General features: G+C 39.6%; 18 protein-coding genes. 16 read left to right on the top strand and 2 right to left on the bottom strand.

Annotated elements, in window-relative coordinates; translation table 11 throughout:
• Nucleotides 1-5: 5 nt before the first annotated feature.
• Genes M1F17_RS17330 through M1F17_RS17320 form a run of 3 tightly spaced genes read left to right on the top strand, consistent with a single transcriptional unit; the run spans nucleotide 6 to nucleotide 2,274 of the window.
• A complete protein-coding gene (locus M1F17_RS17330; RefSeq protein ID WP_004259120.1) occupies nucleotides 6-734 on the top strand; it encodes a molecular chaperone in 729 nt (242 codons plus the stop codon).
• A gap of 10 nt (nucleotides 735-744) precedes the next feature.
• Nucleotides 745-1,296: a fimbrial protein gene (locus M1F17_RS17325; protein ID WP_036958054.1), complete on the top strand. Its 552-nt coding sequence runs from the start codon at nucleotides 745-747 to the stop codon at nucleotides 1,294-1,296.
• Between the two features lie 12 nt (nucleotides 1,297-1,308).
• A complete protein-coding gene (locus M1F17_RS17320; protein ID WP_004259112.1) occupies nucleotides 1,309-2,274 on the top strand; it encodes a fimbrial protein in 966 nt (321 codons plus the stop codon).
• Nucleotides 2,275-2,486: 212 nt separating this feature from the next.
• Here the strand turns inward: M1F17_RS17320 and M1F17_RS17315 are convergent, their stop codons facing one another.
• Nucleotides 2,487-4,133 carry a fumarate hydratase gene (locus M1F17_RS17315; RefSeq protein WP_004259110.1) on the bottom strand — a complete coding sequence of 549 codons (1,647 nt, stop codon included), beginning with the start codon at nucleotides 4,131-4,133 and terminating at the stop codon, nucleotides 2,487-2,489.
• A gap of 907 nt (nucleotides 4,134-5,040) precedes the next feature.
• Here M1F17_RS17315 and potA point away from each other — a divergent pair.
• The 4 genes from potA (at nucleotide 5,041) to potD (ending at nucleotide 8,994) form a co-directional block, all read left to right on the top strand.
• Nucleotides 5,041-6,150 (top strand): spermidine/putrescine ABC transporter ATP-binding protein PotA, encoded by a 1,110-nt coding sequence (gene potA / locus M1F17_RS17310; RefSeq protein ID WP_144141134.1) that lies wholly within the window; start codon nucleotides 5,041-5,043, stop codon nucleotides 6,148-6,150.
• Entirely contained in the window at nucleotides 6,137-7,000 is an 864-nt protein-coding gene (potB, locus tag M1F17_RS17305) for a spermidine/putrescine ABC transporter permease PotB (protein ID WP_004259100.1), read from the top strand. The genes potA and potB overlap by 14 nt, the downstream gene beginning before the upstream one ends.
• Nucleotides 6,997-7,785 carry a spermidine/putrescine ABC transporter permease PotC gene (gene potC, locus M1F17_RS17300; RefSeq protein ID WP_004259098.1) on the top strand — a complete coding sequence of 263 codons (789 nt, stop codon included), beginning with the start codon at nucleotides 6,997-6,999 and terminating at the stop codon, nucleotides 7,783-7,785. Before potB ends, potC begins: the two co-directional genes overlap by 4 nt.
• Nucleotides 7,786-7,944: 159 nt before the next feature.
• Nucleotides 7,945-8,994 (top strand): spermidine/putrescine ABC transporter substrate-binding protein PotD, encoded by a 1,050-nt coding sequence (potD, locus tag M1F17_RS17295; protein WP_094961560.1) that lies wholly within the window; start codon nucleotides 7,945-7,947, stop codon nucleotides 8,992-8,994.
• Nucleotides 8,995-9,233: 239 nt separating this feature from the next.
• On the opposite strand, the gene M1F17_RS17290 is transcribed toward potD, so the two are convergent.
• The gene (locus M1F17_RS17290) at nucleotides 9,234-9,791 is read right to left on the bottom strand and encodes an NADPH-dependent FMN reductase (RefSeq protein WP_094961559.1); all 558 of its coding nucleotides are present in this window, start codon (nucleotides 9,789-9,791) and stop codon (nucleotides 9,234-9,236) included.
• Between the two features lie 303 nt (nucleotides 9,792-10,094).
• Here M1F17_RS17290 and M1F17_RS17285 point away from each other — a divergent pair, with 303 nt between their 5' ends.
• From M1F17_RS17285 to M1F17_RS17245, 9 genes are all read left to right on the top strand, one after another.
• Nucleotides 10,095-10,667: a TetR/AcrR family transcriptional regulator gene (locus M1F17_RS17285; RefSeq protein ID WP_036958231.1), complete on the top strand. Its 573-nt coding sequence runs from the start codon at nucleotides 10,095-10,097 to the stop codon at nucleotides 10,665-10,667.
• 79 nt (nucleotides 10,668-10,746) lie between these two features.
• Entirely contained in the window at nucleotides 10,747-11,589 is an 843-nt protein-coding gene (locus M1F17_RS17280; RefSeq protein WP_318837083.1) for a transcriptional regulator, read from the top strand.
• Nucleotides 11,586-12,104: a FidL-like protein gene (locus M1F17_RS17275; RefSeq protein WP_004259073.1), complete on the top strand. Its 519-nt coding sequence runs from the start codon at nucleotides 11,586-11,588 to the stop codon at nucleotides 12,102-12,104. The genes M1F17_RS17280 and M1F17_RS17275 overlap by 4 nt, the downstream gene beginning before the upstream one ends.
• Before the next feature lie 504 nt (nucleotides 12,105-12,608).
• Entirely contained in the window at nucleotides 12,609-12,761 is a 153-nt protein-coding gene (locus M1F17_RS17270) for a hypothetical protein (protein WP_165880770.1), read from the top strand.
• Nucleotides 12,746-13,024, top strand: coding sequence for a BMC domain-containing protein (locus M1F17_RS17265; RefSeq protein WP_004249182.1), 279 nt, complete (start codon nucleotides 12,746-12,748; stop codon nucleotides 13,022-13,024). The genes M1F17_RS17270 and M1F17_RS17265 overlap by 16 nt, the downstream gene beginning before the upstream one ends.
• Nucleotides 13,025-13,045: 21 nt before the next feature.
• The gene (locus M1F17_RS17260) at nucleotides 13,046-13,330 is read left to right on the top strand and encodes a BMC domain-containing protein (protein WP_004259066.1); all 285 of its coding nucleotides are present in this window, start codon (nucleotides 13,046-13,048) and stop codon (nucleotides 13,328-13,330) included.
• 15 nt (nucleotides 13,331-13,345) lie between these two features.
• Entirely contained in the window at nucleotides 13,346-13,624 is a 279-nt protein-coding gene (locus tag M1F17_RS17255) for a BMC domain-containing protein (protein WP_004259063.1), read from the top strand.
• Between the two features lie 70 nt (nucleotides 13,625-13,694).
• On the top strand, nucleotides 13,695-15,326 hold the full coding sequence (locus M1F17_RS17250) for an acetaldehyde dehydrogenase (acetylating) (protein WP_136135367.1): 1,632 nt from the start codon (nucleotides 13,695-13,697) through the stop codon (nucleotides 15,324-15,326).
• Nucleotides 15,327-15,352: 26 nt separating this feature from the next.
• A complete protein-coding gene (locus M1F17_RS17245) occupies nucleotides 15,353-15,610 on the top strand; it encodes a EutN/CcmL family microcompartment protein (RefSeq protein ID WP_004259057.1) in 258 nt (85 codons plus the stop codon).
• The last annotated feature ends 6 nt before the right edge of the window (nucleotides 15,611-15,616 follow it).

The raw sequence follows: 15,616 nt of genomic DNA, 5'->3' as shown, positions 1-15,616 counted from the left end.
GATGTATGAGTAAAAAGTATGTAGTAGCTTTAGGATTTTCATTAGTTTTTGTCGGCATGCAAGTTGCGTCTGCTGCGATTAATATTGACCGTACACGGATCATTTTTCCAGGCAAAGATAAATCAATCAGTTTGGTTATTAATAACCAAAGCAAAACAATGCCCTACTTAGCTCAATCTTGGATGGAAGATGAAAAAGGGAATAAGGTTTCTGAACCTTTTACAGTTTTACCTCCAATGCAACGCGTTGAGCCGAATGCTAAAAACCAAATTAAAATTATTAAAACAGAGGGAATAGATGCTCTTCCACAAGATAGAGAATCTCTGTTCTATTTAAATGTGCGTGAAATTCCACCGGTGACAGATAAAGAAAATGTCGTACAGATTGCGATTCAAAGCCGTCTAAAAATGTTTTATCGACCACCTCAAATCGAAAATAACAGCGATAAAGTATGGGCTAAAGAGCTGAAATATACGCACACAGGTGGGCAATTACTTATTGAAAATCCAACTAAATATTATGTGACATTGGGTTATCTCAGTAATAATAACCAGAAAAATTTTCCTGGTTTTGAAAGTGTGATGATTGCCCCGCTTTCTAAGGAAAGTGTTCCCGTACCAGCCAGCAGTTTTAATCAGTTATATACCGGTTATATGGATGATTACGGTGGCATGAAAATGTTGACTTACCAATGCGCTGCGTCGACCTGCCAGCTGTCAAAAGAGAGCCAATAGGATTTTAGATATGAGAAATTGCTACTTTTCAATATGTCTTTTTATGCTATCTCTATGTGGAAGCCAAGCTTATGCAGATAGTAGCATGATGAGAGGTGATCTTAATTTTACGGGAAATGTGGTGGCATTGCCTTGTAAGATTTCATTTTACTCGATAGATCAAAATATTGAATTAGGACCAATATCTCTGAATTACTTTAATGAAATTGGAGACAGAAGCCCTAAGCATGAAATCAAACTAAAGTTTGATGATTGTATTTTTCCAAAACGCAATCGCGATGATAGGGTTCCGGTTGTTCGGATCATGTTTATTTCAGAACCAACTGAAAGTACAGACCGTAATTTATTTGGTGGTAAAACCATTCTAAATGGTTATGGGATTCGATTAATGGATAAAGATGGCAATATTGTCCCCAATGGTGAATACCGTAGTTATCCAATCTATTTTGATGATAACCAGCAAATTACGATTTATTCCATGCTAGAGAGTTATCTACCAAGAAATGAATTAACAGTGGGTAATATTAAAACGCAAATTACCTTAAATATTACTTACATATAAGGTGTATAAATCATGATACACAAGTTTATTCAAAAATATGGTTTTTATATTTTATTTCTATTCGTTTTTATTAGCCCAAAAACCTTTGCATTAGATTGTGTGGAAAAGGGGACTGGAGTCGTCGAAAAACCCGCAGTTCCTGTAGGTCAATTGGCCATTCCTGCTGATACAACGGCAGGTTCTATTATTTGGCAATCCGACCCTTTAACAGTAACCGTTTATTGTGACAATGTACTTGGTAATGCTGTTGACGTTGTTCATATGTATTTTAATCCGAAATCTCAAAAACTTGGGACAGGGTTATTACTAGGCGCGAATTACCAAGGCCAACAATTGGAACAAAATGAGCAGCGTGTCAACTTAGGGACTCCACCTATTCGCCGCGGAGAGAATGTCACGGTAACAGTGACTTTTACACTATATATCAAAGTGACGGGTATTGTTCCTCCTTCAGGTAACTACACAGGGGATAACCAATTTACGGTTTTCCAGTTTGATGGAAGTGGTGGGATAAACCATACCAATGGTGCAAAAAACTTGAAGTATTCTATTACTGGGTTACGAGGTATTCGCTTTCTCAAGTGTGGGGCTGATATTAAAGTTTACCCAGAGTCACAGCAAATTGACTATGGTCAGTTAATGATCACTGAGCTTAATCAAGGAAAAGAGTTTAAAAAAGATTTTCAGATACAAGCGGTGAAGCGGGGCTGCTTAGATAATTTTTCCATGAATATTAACTTCGAAACTACAGACCCGTTAAATGGAGAGTATGCCATTGATCTAAAAAATGGGACTAATTTAATTATTTCGGATGATAAAGCGGAAAAAATAAAATTTAATTACTTCCAGTTTTTCGGAACACTCCCCTTAGGGAGTACATCGATTACACGTGACTACAGTGCGACGGTTAAAAAGGTGGGAGCGGTAAAAACAGGACCATTTAGCGCCTCAACGATTGTCCGTATTAACTATTATTAACATTAATCCGAAGAGATGGCTAAAAATACATGATGAAAATCAATATATTAATTTTCGGCTGATAACGCAAAGCGGGAAAAATCACACTGTTATCCCACGTTGTCAACAACCAAAGAGCAGGCCAAAAGCCTGCTCTTTGTTATGTTACATCGTTATGTAGTGATATAGGCTAACGAAATTTAGCGCATTCCTTTGCGCTAGAGTGGCAAATCTTATTTAACGCATTTACTGCAAGTCTCATTTTGGACTTGTTCAAAGAAGTTATTGCCTTTGTCATCAACGAGAATGAATGCAGGCAGCCCCTCAACTTCCATTTTCCAAATCGCTTCCATTCCTAATTCTGGATACTCAAGGCAATTTAAACTTTTCACGTATTCTTGAGCGAGAATCGCAGCTGAGCCACCGATACTACCTAAATAAAACCCTCCGTGTTTTTTACATGCATCAGTTACCGCTTGAGTTCGGTTGCCTTTCGCCAACATTAGCATGCTACCTCCGTGGGATTGGAACAGGTCAACATAAGGGTCCATGCGGTTACCGGTTGTCGGACCTAAAGAGCCGGAAACCATATCTTCTGGTTTTTTGGCTGGCCCTGCGTAATACACCATGTGGTCTTTAAAATATTGAGGCAATTCTTCGCCGTTATCTAAACGTTCTTTAAGCTTAGTATGCGCAATATCTCGAGCAATAATCAGAGGCCCGCTGAGAGAAACACGTGTTGATACCGGGTGTTTACTCAGCTCAGCCAAAATATCTTTCATTGGGCGGTTGAGGTCGATATGTACCACTTTTCCTTCAGCTTGGTTACGCATAGATTCAGGAATGTATTGGGCTGGGTTATGCTCCATTTTTTCAAGCCATAAACCGCTTTTGGTAATTTTAGCTTTAATATTACGGTCGGCAGAGCAAGAAATGGCTAAACCGATTGGGCAAGAGGCACCATGACGAGGTAAACGAATAACTCGTACATCGTGAGCAAAATATTTACCACCAAATTGTGCGCCAAAACCAAGATGACGAGAAGCTTCTAATAACTCATTTTCTAGTTCAATATCACGGAAAGCACGGCCGTACTCATTACCTGTGGTTGGCAGGTTGTCGTAGTATTTTGCGGAGGCGAGTTTGGCTGTTTTCAGTGTTGTTTCCGCTGAAGTACCGCCGATAACGAAGGCAATATGGTAAGGCGGGCAAGCTGTTGTTCCTAAGTTACGCATTTTTTCAATTAAGAAATTTTTTAACTTAGCTGGGGTTAATGTTGCTTTTGTTTCTTGGTAAAGTGCTGATTTATTTGCTGAACCGCCGCCTTTGTTAACAAATAGGAAGTGATATTCATCGCCTGTGGTCGCAAAAATGTCAAACTGTGCTGGCAGGTTTGTGCCAGTATTGACTTCATTAAACATATCTAGCGGTGCATTTTGAGAAAAACGCAGGTTTTCGTGTTGGAAGACGTTATAAATCCCTCGAGAGAGGTACTCTTCGTCATTGCAGTCTGTCCAAACTTGTTGGCCTTTTTTCCCAACAACCGCAACCGTTCCTGTATCTTGGCAGTTTGGCAAAATACCTTTTGCAGAAATTTCAGCATTGCGAAGTAATTGTAACGCCACGTATTTGTCGTTTTCGCTGGCTTCTGGGTCTTGTAAGATAGCGGCGACTTGTTTCTGGTGCGCAGCTCTTAAAAAAAACTGGGATTCATAAATTGCGTGTTCTGCAAGGAGAGTTAATGCCTCAGGTTCTATCTTTAAAATTTGCTTACCAGCAAATTGTTCTACAGAAACATATTTATCAGAGACTTGGAAATACTCAGTTTTATCCTCAGATAATGGATAAGGTTCTTGGTAAAAAAACTCTTTATTAGCCATTTTGCTCACTCACATATTAATTTCAGTGGAATTTCCAAAGGTAATCACCCGAAGGCTTATGTTTATTCTTTAATTGATTTAACTCGAAAGATACAAAGTAAAATTTATAGGTGTAATAATGAAACAAAAATCACAAAATAAGTCACTAAAAGTTACAGTTTAGATTGAAATTATATCAATTTGATTATTATATTCAAAGAGATGCAAAGAATAATATGATATTGGTTAAATTTATTGAGATAAAAAATAAGGATTAATGAAAATTAGATTTAAATCACATAATAATATTATTAACTGCGACTTTAATTATTTGTTATAGATGTTACCAGTTATTGCCTTTGTTCTATATATAATCACGATATATATCTACTGGATATAACTACCATCAAAACTCGACGAGTTAGTTATGGTAAAGGCTTATTGTATTTTTATCTCGCATGAAGTTTTAAAATTTATATCATTAAATATATGAATTAAAAAATTAAAAATAATAAAAACTATTAATTCCATAATTATTATTATTTTTATTGTGAATTGTTTTAACTCTATGAATTTCATTGAATTTGACTTAAGTTTTATCTTCGAATGTATCATGTAAATCTATAGATATGGACAGACTGATTCTATATATCGCTATGTCGCTTATTTTTCTCAAAAATCTGTTTTATTTATTGAGAATTCATAATGAAAGGCAAACGAAGTTGTGAAAATGGCTTTCAATTTGCAAAAACAGTGTTTATCATGCATGCCTTATGAAGTTTAAATGGCGCTACTGGTTTTGGGCTTTGCTGGGGAAATTATTTACTTATGTTACTTAAGTTGACAGAGTAAACCTCCGACAAGCTTATACAGTCTTTAACGGTGGCGGTTCTATCTGCATTATTCCTAGGGATAGAGTGTATAATAAATGACTGAGACAACCTCTCTGACACCACTCATTGAATTAAAATCTTTAAGTAAAGGTTTTGATGGCAAACAAATTATTTCTGAGCTTGACTTAACCATTCAGAACGGTGAGTTTTTGACCATTCTGGGGCCTTCTGGTTGCGGTAAAACGACTGTTTTACGTCTTATTGCAGGGCTAGAAGATGCCGATGGCGGTCAAATTATTCTTGATGGTCAAGATATTACGGATATTCCAGCGGAAAACCGTTTTGTAAATACCGTCTTTCAAAGCTACGCTTTATTTCCTCATATGACAGTTTTCGACAACGTGGCATTTGGCCTGCGCATGCAAAAAACGCCTGCGGCTGAAATTCAAAAGCGTGTCGACCAAGCCTTGCGTATGGTGCAGCTAGAAGATTTTGCTGAGCGTAGACCCAACCAACTATCTGGCGGTCAACAACAACGCGTGGCGATAGCCCGTGCGGTAGTGAATCGCCCGAAAGTCCTACTATTGGATGAATCATTGTCTGCGCTTGATTATAAACTGCGCAAACAAATGCAAAATGAGCTAAAAGCGCTTCAACGAAAACTGGGGATCACGTTTATTTTTGTGACCCACGACCAAGAAGAAGCCTTGGCCATGTCTGACCGTATCATAGTGATGCGTGAAGGGAAAATTGAGCAAGACGGTACTCCTCGCGAAATCTATGAGGAACCAAAAAATCTGTTTGTAGCTCAATTTATTGGTGAAATTAATATTTTTGATGCGAAAGTATTGTGTCGCATTGATGATAAGCGTATTCGAGCCAATGTTGAAGGGCATGAATGTGATATTTTCACTGAGCTCTCTGTCAAAGAAGGGCAACACGTCAGTGTGTTATTACGTCCTGAAGACTTGCGCGTTGAAGAAGTGAATGATGCAGATAACCATCCGGGGCTGATTGGCTACGTTCGTGAGCGTAACTATAAAGGCATGACGTTAGACTCAGTGGTTGAAATGGAAGATGGCAAAATTGTCATGGTTAGCGAATTCTTCAATGAAGATGACCCCGATGTCGACCACTCCCTTAACCAAAAAGTTGCTGTGACTTGGGTTGAAAGTTGGGAGGTAGTTCTGGATGATCATTCGTAAACATAAAATTTTGCAGAACGTTATTATCACTGGGGTGGTCGCCTGGCTGCTGCTATTCGTCTTCTTGCCTAATATCATGATTATTGGCACTAGCTTTTTGACGCGTAGCGACACCAACTTAGTTGACTTAGTTTTTACGTGGGATAACTATGTTCGCTTGTCTGACCCGATGTATGCAGAGGTCATGCTGCACTCGCTCAATATGGCGGTGATCGCAACCTTTTTCTGTTTAGTTATTGGCTATCCATTTGCCTTTATATTGGCAAAGCTACCTAAACGGGTGCAACCTTTGATGCTGTTTCTGTTAATTGTGCCATTTTGGACCAATTCATTGATTCGTATCTATGGGTTAAAAGTTTTTCTCAGTACCAAAGGGTACTTAAATGACTTTTTACTGTGGGTTGGTGTTATCGATAAACCGTTGAAAATTATGTATACACCTGAAGCCGTCATACTAGGTCTCATTTATATATTGTTGCCGTTTATGGTGATGCCGCTGTATTCAAGTATTGAAAAGCTGGATAAGTCATATATAGAAGCTGCAAGAGATCTCGGTGCGAATAAATTTCAACGGTTTGTGAAAATTATCATTCCTTTAACGATGCCAGGTATTATTGCAGGCTGTTTGCTGGTTTTATTACCGGCAATGGGGCTGTTCTATGTCGCGGATTTAATGGGTGGTGCGAAAAATCTACTGATCGGTAACGTAATTAAGAGCCAGTTCTTAAATATTCGTGATTGGCCATTCGGGGCAGCAACCAGCATTTTCCTCACGGTGATGATGGGGTTATTGCTGTATGTGTATTACCGAGCAGCTAAGCTTCTGAATAAAAAGGCATATGAAGAATGATCGGACGTACTCTGCGTGGTGGCTTCATGGCCATCATCTACGCTTATCTTTATATTCCAATCATCATTTTGATTGTTAATTCCTTTAATGAGTCGCGTTTTGGTATTCAGTGGCAAGGGTTTTCAACCAAATGGTATGAATTACTAGCTAATAACGATAGCTTATTAGAGGCTGCGGGGCATTCATTAACCATGGCGGTTTTGTCAGCGACTTTCGCAACAGCCATTGGCACATTAACCGCCGTTGCATTATTTCGCTATCGCTTTAGAGGAAAACCTTTTGTTGGTGGCATGTTATTTGTGGTCATGATGTCACCTGATATCGTCATGGCGATTTCGTTATTGGTTCTATTTATGATCCTTGGGGTCTCGCTAGGTTTTTGGTCATTGCTTTTTTCCCATATTACATTCTGTCTACCCTTTGTAGTGGTGACGGTGTATGCAAGGTTAAAGGACTTTGATGTGAAGATGCTAGAAGCTGCACGTGACCTCGGTGCGGGTGAGTTTACCATCTTAAGGAAAATCATTTTGCCATTAGCGCTCCCTGCGGTTGTGGCAGGGTGGCTACTGAGTTTTACATTGTCGATGGACGATGTGGTGGTTTCGTCATTTGTTACGGGGCCAAGTTATGAGATTTTACCATTGAAAATATATTCAATGGTAAAAGTCGGGGTCTCCCCAGAAGTAAACGCATTGGCGACAGTATTGTTGATTATGTCTTTACTGCTCGTTTGTTTAAGCCAATGGGTGATGCGGGATAAATACTCGAAAAAAGCGAAATCATAAATGAGTGATGGTGTTGGTTTTTTCTATAACAGCGCCTTTTTGATGCCATACGGCGAGAGGGTGGGCTTTATTTAGCCTATAAGATATATACCCTAAATAATTCAAGTGGTTACTTGATGCATTAAGGGATAAAAACACTTTGTTGAGGGAAACTCAGTAATGAAAAAATGGTCCTATCTACTGGCAGCAGGGTTAATGGCTGCAAGTATTGGCACGGCAACTGCCGCTGACGATAACAAAGACGTACTGTATTTCTATAACTGGACAGAATATGTTCCCCCCGGTTTATTAGAGCAATTTACCAAAGAAACGGGCATCAAGGTGATTTACTCCACCTATGAATCAAACGAAAGCATGTATACCAAGTTAAAGACCTATAAAGAAGGGGCTTATGACTTGGTGGTGCCTTCTACTTATTTTATTGCCAAAATGAGTAAAGAAGGAATGCTACAAAAGATTGATCAAAGCAAATTAACCAATTTTAAAAACCTTGACCCAAACTTAATCCATAAAGAATTTGACCCGAATAATGATTATTCAGTGCCTTATATTTGGGGTGCGACAGGGATAGGTATTAATGGTGAAGCTGTTGACCCACAGTCTGTCACCTCGTGGGCGGATTTTTGGAAACCTGAGTATAAAAATAGCTTGCTGATGATGGATGATGCACGGGAAGTTTTCCAAGTTGCGCTCACTAAATTAGGTTATTCAGGTAATACGACTGATCCGAAACAAATTGAAGAGGCGTATAAAGAGTTGCAAAAATTACGCCCAAATATTTTAGCCTTCAACTCTGACAACCCAGCAACACCATTTATTGAAGGTGAGGTTGATGTGGGAATGTTGTGGAATGGTTCTGCATTCGTCGCGCGGCAAGCTGGCTTACCGATTGAAGTGGTGTGGCCAAAAGAAGGTGGGATTTTCTGGATGGATAGCTTAGCTATTCCTGCTAACGCCAAAAATGTGGAAGGGGCCCATAAGTTAATTAATTTCTTATTGCGTCCAGAAATTGCGGCTCAAGTGGCTGAATCTATTGGTTACCCAACACCAAATTTAGAAGCTAAAAAATTATTACCTGCTGAAATTGCTAATGACCCATCACTTTACCCAAGTGAAGAAGTTCTGCAAAAAGGCGAATGGCAAAGTGATGTGGGGAATACTAATATTATTTATGAAGAGTATTTCCAAAAGCTAAAAGCAGGACGTTAATTATTGTTTTAGTCGCAAGCTAAATAGGGTTTGAAGATAATAAAAAGGCATCACGATTGTGATGCCTCAGACTGCTGACAAACATATTATGTTTGGCGGCAAGTCGAATAGGTTTTGAAAATAAATTAGGAAAATCAATTTATTGATTTTCGGCTGATAACACAAAGTGGGAAAACCACGCTTTTATCCCGCTTTGTCAACAACCTCAGGCATCACGATTGTGATGCTTTTTTTAATGGCTAACGTTTGGCATTATGACCAACAAACTTCACAAAGGTATCTGCCCACGGTTGTAGGAAATCTTTACTTTTGGGTGAAATATTACCTTGTTCATCAACCATTCCTTCATACCACTTCAAATAGCACTCTGGTTGGTTCATTGTCGGCATATTCAAAAATGCCAAGCTATTACGCAAATGTTGTTGTGCAATAGCCGTACTAATATTGCCAATAGATACCCCTAGTACTCCAGCAGGGATGCCATCCCATGAATTATCTCCCCATGGGCGAGAGCCTTGGTCAATCGCATTTTTCAATACGCCAGGCATTGAACGGTTATATTCTGGAGTGGCGAAAATAATGCCATCACAGGCTTTAATTTGAGATTTGAAATTAGCCACAACAGGAGACACATTTTGGTCTGCATCTTGGTTATAGAGAGGGAGTTCACCAATATTGATAAATTTAAACGTGAAATTTGTGGGGAATAATTTAGTCATGGCTTTAGCGACAACTAAATTATATGAATCAGCGCGCAAACTACCCACAATGACACCAATATTGTATTGATTTGACATGATAAAACCTCTTTCACGGGGAGTTAATTAGGAATACTGCAAACCGTTATTTATTGAATAGAGAATTGTTCCACTCTCACTATTAAACATCATAATCTGAGGATGTGCAAAACTAAGTGAAATTAAAATAGATAACTAAATATCAAAAATATTTGATATTTTTAAATTAATTATGGGGTTACAACTTATCATAATTCGATATTGTGAGTCCTCTTCCACTATTTAGATTTACCCATGAACAAATCAGGGTTACTTGATTTTAGTCAAAATGAAACATACCGACTGGTCGGTATCATTCATCGCATGAATAAATCTGCTCAGCATAGAAAAAAAGATCCTATTAAGCTTCAAGTGGAGTTACTGAAAGCTGCTCGTATTATTGCTGGCAGAGAAGGGATCTCTTCACTCTCACTTAATGCAGTGGCAAGGGAAGCGGGTGTTAGCAAAGGCGGGTTAATGCACCACTTCCCAACGAAGCAAGAGCTTATTCATGCACTGTTTGTGCAATTGCTGGGGATTATGGATGAGAGAATACATACCATTATGGATAATGACCCAAATCCCTATGGGCGTTTTTCTCGTGCTTATTTGCACTATATTGGTGAGTTAAAAGAATCTGATGAAAGTTTTCAGCTCGCGTTATTGTCTTTGGCTATGCCAACTGAGCCAGTGTTACGTCAGTGCTGGCGAGATTGGGTAACCAACCATTTGGAAAAGGGGGATGAGTTCGATAACAGTTATTTAGGCGCGTTAGTGCGTTATGCGGCTGATGGGTTGTGGCTTTCGTCATTGACTGAGGGAGAAACGTTATCACAGCAAGAACGTGATGCGATTGTTAGTCGGCTAACGACAATATCATTTGAACAAATTCCATAAGTAAAAATAGCACGTAAGTAAAAATAATAGTGGTAATGATAGTGCAATTTTATTCATAAAATAAGCACATGAGGCGACAGTGAAATATAAAATCAATGCTTTCATTCTATATGATGCAGTTGATGGCACTTTATCTTTAAAAGAAGATGAGGTGGATGCACAACTGTCGATAACGGCTAATGCGTTGTTGTTTTATTTTATTCAACACAGAGGTGTTGTTTCCCGAGATGAGGTGTTAAAAGCGGTATGGGATGATAATGGATTAGTTTCATCGAACAGTAATTTAAACCAATATCTAAGTATATTAAGAAAAGCATTTCGTCCATATGGTATTGAAAATATTATTGTGACGGTGGCGAGGGGGCGATTAGAGTTTAATTCAGATGTTTCACTTGAATTAATTGATGATATTAAAATTCCTTCCTCTGAGTTAATCCCTAGCTTAAGTGAAATAGAAGAGGCTAAGGTTGTTTTATCTCCAATTCCCAAACCTATCTCTGAGCCTGTAGACCTCAAAAAAATAGAATCAACATTGACGCCAGAAAAAAAAGAAATCTGTTGGTATCTCGCTAGCGGTGTCTTTTTATTGTGTTCCGTTTTACTCGCGGTCATGGCTTATTTATCAAACCAGCCGTCAGTACCGATTAAGATGACAGTACTTGAGCACACTAATTGTGATGTGCTATCGAATGAAAAAATGATCAATAACTCTGTCGCACTAAACTATGTACAAAATTTTGATAAGGTTAGAAATAACTTAAATTTAGCCTGTGCCGAGAAAGAACGGTTTGTTTTTTTCTATGGAGATAAATTGCAGACTAATGGATTGGCTCGAGTATTTCTTGCGCATTGTGCAGTAAATGAAGATAACCCATTTAGCTATTGCGATAATTACTTTTACTATTCTTGGAAACCATCATGAAGATATCAGGAAAAGTATTATGCTTACTGAGCTTTTTGCTATTTATTATTGTTGTGATTTACACTCAATCGGTCTTACTTTCCAATAAACAAGATGGTTTATTAATGTGCTCGACAAAAGGCATTATGCGTTTTGAAAATATGCAGGATGAAAACGTTAATGGCAATATTCATTTCAATTTTGGTGCCAATGGCAAAGGAGCCATCGTTGTTGAAGGATATACCGATTCTAAAGCGGGCTGGTTGTACTTACAGCGCTATGTGAAATTTAGTTATACAACAAAACGAGTTTCTCCCACAGAGCGTCATTATAATATCAGTCAATGGGAAGCGAGTGCTTCTTCTATTGATGAATCACCAGATGTGATATTTGATTACTTTATGCGAGAAATGTCAGATAGCCATGACGGGCTATTTCTTAATGCCCAAAAGCTCAATGACAAAGCTTTATTACTCAGTTCAATTAACTCTCCACTTTATATCTGCACGTTAAAGCCTGGCAGCAAATTTGATTAATTCAGTTCTCATTAAATAAATAAGCTTAGCGGTGAAGCCGTTCACTTCATCGTTAACTGACGATCCCACTTCCCTTTATTTCCTATTTTGTCGTATTCCCTGATGTGGTATTCACAAGCTGCAATATCCTCAATTTAGCTATAAATTGACATCATGACAGGTAGACTATCTCTTGGTTAGAACCTAACTCGCGGATATCTGATGTAGGCAAAGCTTATAACCAAGTGAGCAGACCCACAGTTATCATTTCACAAATTACCCCCCTTTATCAGCTCAATAATATTTTATTAACAATCTACCTAGCTAACGCTAAATCTTTATTTAGCCCATTTTTATCTGCAACACAGATACGTGAATTTTTAATTTTTTCAGTATGAATATGTAAATAGCTTAATTAACCACTCTAATTTTTAGATTAAAAAACTAAATATTATCGTTTTGTGGATTTATATTTTGTTTTTATTTTTCGGTTCTATAGTGAGTTTGAAGCCAAAGGCTGCGTTCATGCGTTCAGATCACCGCGCAGACACCATTGGCGTAAATGATTACCCAGATATTTCAAGGGACATGTACTCGGACACATTAGCTTGGAATATCGAAGGTAAAGAAAAAATAAAGAAGGCTTCTCGGAGGAAACAACAATGGGTGATGCATTAGGTCTTATTGAAACAAAAGGTCTGGTGGCTTGTATCGAAGCGGCTGATGCGATGTGCAAAGCGGCGAATGTAGAGCTAATTGGTTACGAAAATGTCGGTTCAGGCCTAGTTACTGCAATGGTTAAAGGCGATGTCGGAGCAGTCAAGGCAGCCGTCGATTCAGGTGTTGAATCAGCACAGCGTGTTGGTGAAGTTGTGACTTCACTAGTCATTGCTCGTCCACACAACGATATCAATAAAATCGTTATTAAGCATAAGGCATAACTTTTTCCGGAGGAAAAAAACATGGGTGACGCATTAGGTCTTATTGAAACTCAAGGGTTAGTGGCTTGTATTGAAGCTGCAGATTCGATGTGTAAAGCCGCAAATGTTGTGCTGATTGGTTATGAAAATGTTGGGTCAGGTTTAGTTACCGCCATGGTCAAAGGCGATGTAGGTGCGGTGAAAGCTGCCGTGGATTCAGGTGTTGAATCCGCCTCTCGTATTGGCACCGTCGTGACATCACTGGTTATCGCTCGTCCTCATAGTGATATTCAGAAAATCGTCGCCCAGTATAAAGTCACGGAATAAAACAGGAAATTACTTATGAAAGAAGCACTTGGTCTAATTGAAACCAAAGGTTTAGTGGCTTGTATTGAAGCTGCTGATGCCATGTGTAAAGCCGCAAATGTTGAGTTAATCGGTTATGAAAATGTTGGCTCAGGTCTGGTAACAGCGATGGTTAAAGGCGATGTCGGTGCCGTTAACGCAGCGGTTGAGTCAGGTGTTGAGGCTGCAAAACGTATCGGAACCGTGGTGACTTCACGCGTGATTGCGAGACCACACAACGATATTGGCAAAATTGCACAGCAACACAAAGCCTAAGTAATTGGCTGATAAAGCCAATCACACGACAAGTTAATGAATTAATTTTGGCTCCGATACGGGGGAAGACATGGTTGCATTAGACAAAGATCTGCAATCCAGACAACTGGCAAGAGAGCTAGTTAGAAACGCGAAACAAGCGCAGAAAGAGTTTGCGACATTTTCGCAGGAAAAAATCGATAATATCGTTAAACACATTGCAATTGAGTCCGCACTTCATGCAGAAGAGCTGGCAAAAATGGCCAATGAAGAGACTGGGTTCGGTAAGTGGCAAGATAAAGTCCTGAAAAACACTTTTGCTTCAATGCGTGTTTATGAACACATTAAAGATCTCAAAACCGTTGGCATCATTAATGATGACAAAGTCAACAAAGTCATGGATGTGGGGGTTCCTCTTGGTGTGATCACGGCGTTAGTTCCTTCTACTAATCCAACATCTACCATCATCTACAAAACGTTGATTGCCTTGAAGGCGGGTAATGCCATTGTCTTTTCCCCTCATCCAAATGCCAAAGCTTGCAGTTTCCGCACATTAGAAATTGTCAAAAAAGCCGCATTAGAAGCGGGGGCGCCAGTAGGAATTGTCGATGGCGTCACGATGCTAACTCTTGAAGCAACGAAAGAGCTGATGCACAGCAAAGACGTTTCTTTAATTTTGGCAACGGGAGGTGAAGGCATGGTACGCGCTGCTTACGCATCCGGTACACCAACCATCAGCGGTGGTCCAGGTAATGGCCCTGCATTTATTGAACGTAGTGCCAATATCAAGCAAGCGGTGAGTGACATCATCACCAGTAAAACTTTTGATAACGGTGTCATTTGCGCTTCAGAACAATCGATCATTGTAGAACGCTGCATTTACAACGAAGTTCATCGTGAACTGCTCGCTCAAGGCGCTTACTTCATGAATGAAGACGAAGCGAAACGCATGGCATCCATGTTGCTTAGAGCGAACGGTACTATCAACCCTGAAGTCGTTGGTAAAGATGCTATCACACTGAGTCAACGTGCAGGATTCACTGTTCCGGCTAACACACGTGTGCTGATTGCTTTACAAGACACCGTATCACCGAAAAACCCATACTCCCGCGAAAAATTATGCCCAATTTTAGGGATGTATATCGAGGAAGATTGGCAGTCAGCTTGCCATCGTGTGGTTGACTTACTGACCAACGAAGGCCTCGGTCATACCTTGGTGATCCATACGCAGAACGAAGATGTTATTCGTCAATTCTCTCTGGAAAAACCCGTCAATCGTATTTTGATCAATACACCAGCGGCACTGGGCGGAATTGGTGCAACGACCAATATCACACCTGCTTTAACGCTCGGTTGTGGGGCAGTTGGTGGCGGTTCTAGTTCAGATAACGTCGGCCCGATGAACTTACTCAATATCCGTAAAGTGGGTTATGGCGTACGTTCCATTGATGATTTAAGACAGCCAGCTCAGCCTTGTGCACCTGCACAGCCAACAGCATCAACTTCGGTAAATCAACCGCAAGTGAGTATTTTTGATGACAACCGTTTCCGTAACCCTGTTACGGCAGCATCACCAGCCGCGGCTAACCCAACTGGCGATAACCGATTTGGCAGCACTGTAACAACGGCTGCGACTGCTGAGGCGGTAGTTTCTCAAGGTGACATCACTGAAGAAAATGTTGAGCAAATCATCAAGGCCGTTCTCGGACGCCTAAATAAGTAACTCATTGGAATAAGGCGGTATAAACCATGATCCTCGCAAAGGTAGTCGGACATGTTGTTGCAACGCAGAAATGCCAAGAACTTAGCGGCAGTAACTTATTAATGGTTACCAAGCTAGGGGATGACCTTGAACCGTTGAAAAACAAAACGTATGTGGCAGTCGACAGTGTTGGCGCAGGTATTAACGACATTGTGTTAGCTGAAGCTTACTTCGCTTTGAATAAAGACAATTACAAAGCCATGTCAGTGGTTGCCATTGTTGAGAAGGTTTATACCAAGGAGTAAAAACAG

Origin of the sequence: Providencia sp. PROV073 (assembly GCF_033688125.1) — a bacterium.
Lineage (GTDB): Bacteria > Pseudomonadota > Gammaproteobacteria > Enterobacterales > Enterobacteriaceae > Providencia > Providencia hangzhouensis.
The sequence above is the reverse complement of the archived record's forward strand: the minus strand, read 5'-3'. Positions and strand labels throughout refer to the sequence as shown.

Excerpts from the sequence above, each read along its gene's own strand:
- M1F17_RS17250 (WP_136135367.1), top strand. The coding sequence starts at position 13,695 with ATGGTTGCATTAGACAAAGATCTGCAATCCAGACAACTGGCAAGAGAG.
- potC (WP_004259098.1), top strand. The coding sequence starts at position 6,997 with ATGATCGGACGTACTCTGCGTGGTGGCTTCATGGCCATCATCTACGCT.
- M1F17_RS17275 (WP_004259073.1), top strand. The coding sequence starts at position 11,586 with ATGAAGATATCAGGAAAAGTATTATGCTTACTGAGCTTTTTGCTATTT.
- M1F17_RS17285 (WP_036958231.1), top strand. The coding sequence starts at position 10,095 with ATGAATAAATCTGCTCAGCATAGAAAAAAAGATCCTATTAAGCTTCAA.
- M1F17_RS17320 (WP_004259112.1), top strand. The coding sequence starts at position 1,309 with ATGATACACAAGTTTATTCAAAAATATGGTTTTTATATTTTATTTCTA.
- M1F17_RS17260 (WP_004259066.1), top strand. The coding sequence starts at position 13,046 with ATGGGTGACGCATTAGGTCTTATTGAAACTCAAGGGTTAGTGGCTTGT.
- M1F17_RS17325 (WP_036958054.1), top strand. The coding sequence starts at position 745 with ATGAGAAATTGCTACTTTTCAATATGTCTTTTTATGCTATCTCTATGT.
- potA (WP_144141134.1), top strand. The coding sequence starts at position 5,041 with ATGACTGAGACAACCTCTCTGACACCACTCATTGAATTAAAATCTTTA.
- M1F17_RS17290 (WP_094961559.1), bottom strand. The coding sequence starts at position 9,791 with ATGTCAAATCAATACAATATTGGTGTCATTGTGGGTAGTTTGCGCGCT.
- M1F17_RS17270 (WP_165880770.1), top strand. The coding sequence starts at position 12,609 with ATGCGTTCAGATCACCGCGCAGACACCATTGGCGTAAATGATTACCCA.
- M1F17_RS17330 (WP_004259120.1), top strand. The coding sequence starts at position 6 with ATGAGTAAAAAGTATGTAGTAGCTTTAGGATTTTCATTAGTTTTTGTC.
- M1F17_RS17315 (WP_004259110.1), bottom strand. The coding sequence starts at position 4,133 with ATGGCTAATAAAGAGTTTTTTTACCAAGAACCTTATCCATTATCTGAG.
- M1F17_RS17245 (WP_004259057.1), top strand. The coding sequence starts at position 15,353 with ATGATCCTCGCAAAGGTAGTCGGACATGTTGTTGCAACGCAGAAATGC.
- potD (WP_094961560.1), top strand. The coding sequence starts at position 7,945 with ATGAAAAAATGGTCCTATCTACTGGCAGCAGGGTTAATGGCTGCAAGT.
- M1F17_RS17255 (WP_004259063.1), top strand. The coding sequence starts at position 13,346 with ATGAAAGAAGCACTTGGTCTAATTGAAACCAAAGGTTTAGTGGCTTGT.
- potB (WP_004259100.1), top strand. The coding sequence starts at position 6,137 with ATGATCATTCGTAAACATAAAATTTTGCAGAACGTTATTATCACTGGG.
- M1F17_RS17265 (WP_004249182.1), top strand. The coding sequence starts at position 12,746 with ATGGGTGATGCATTAGGTCTTATTGAAACAAAAGGTCTGGTGGCTTGT.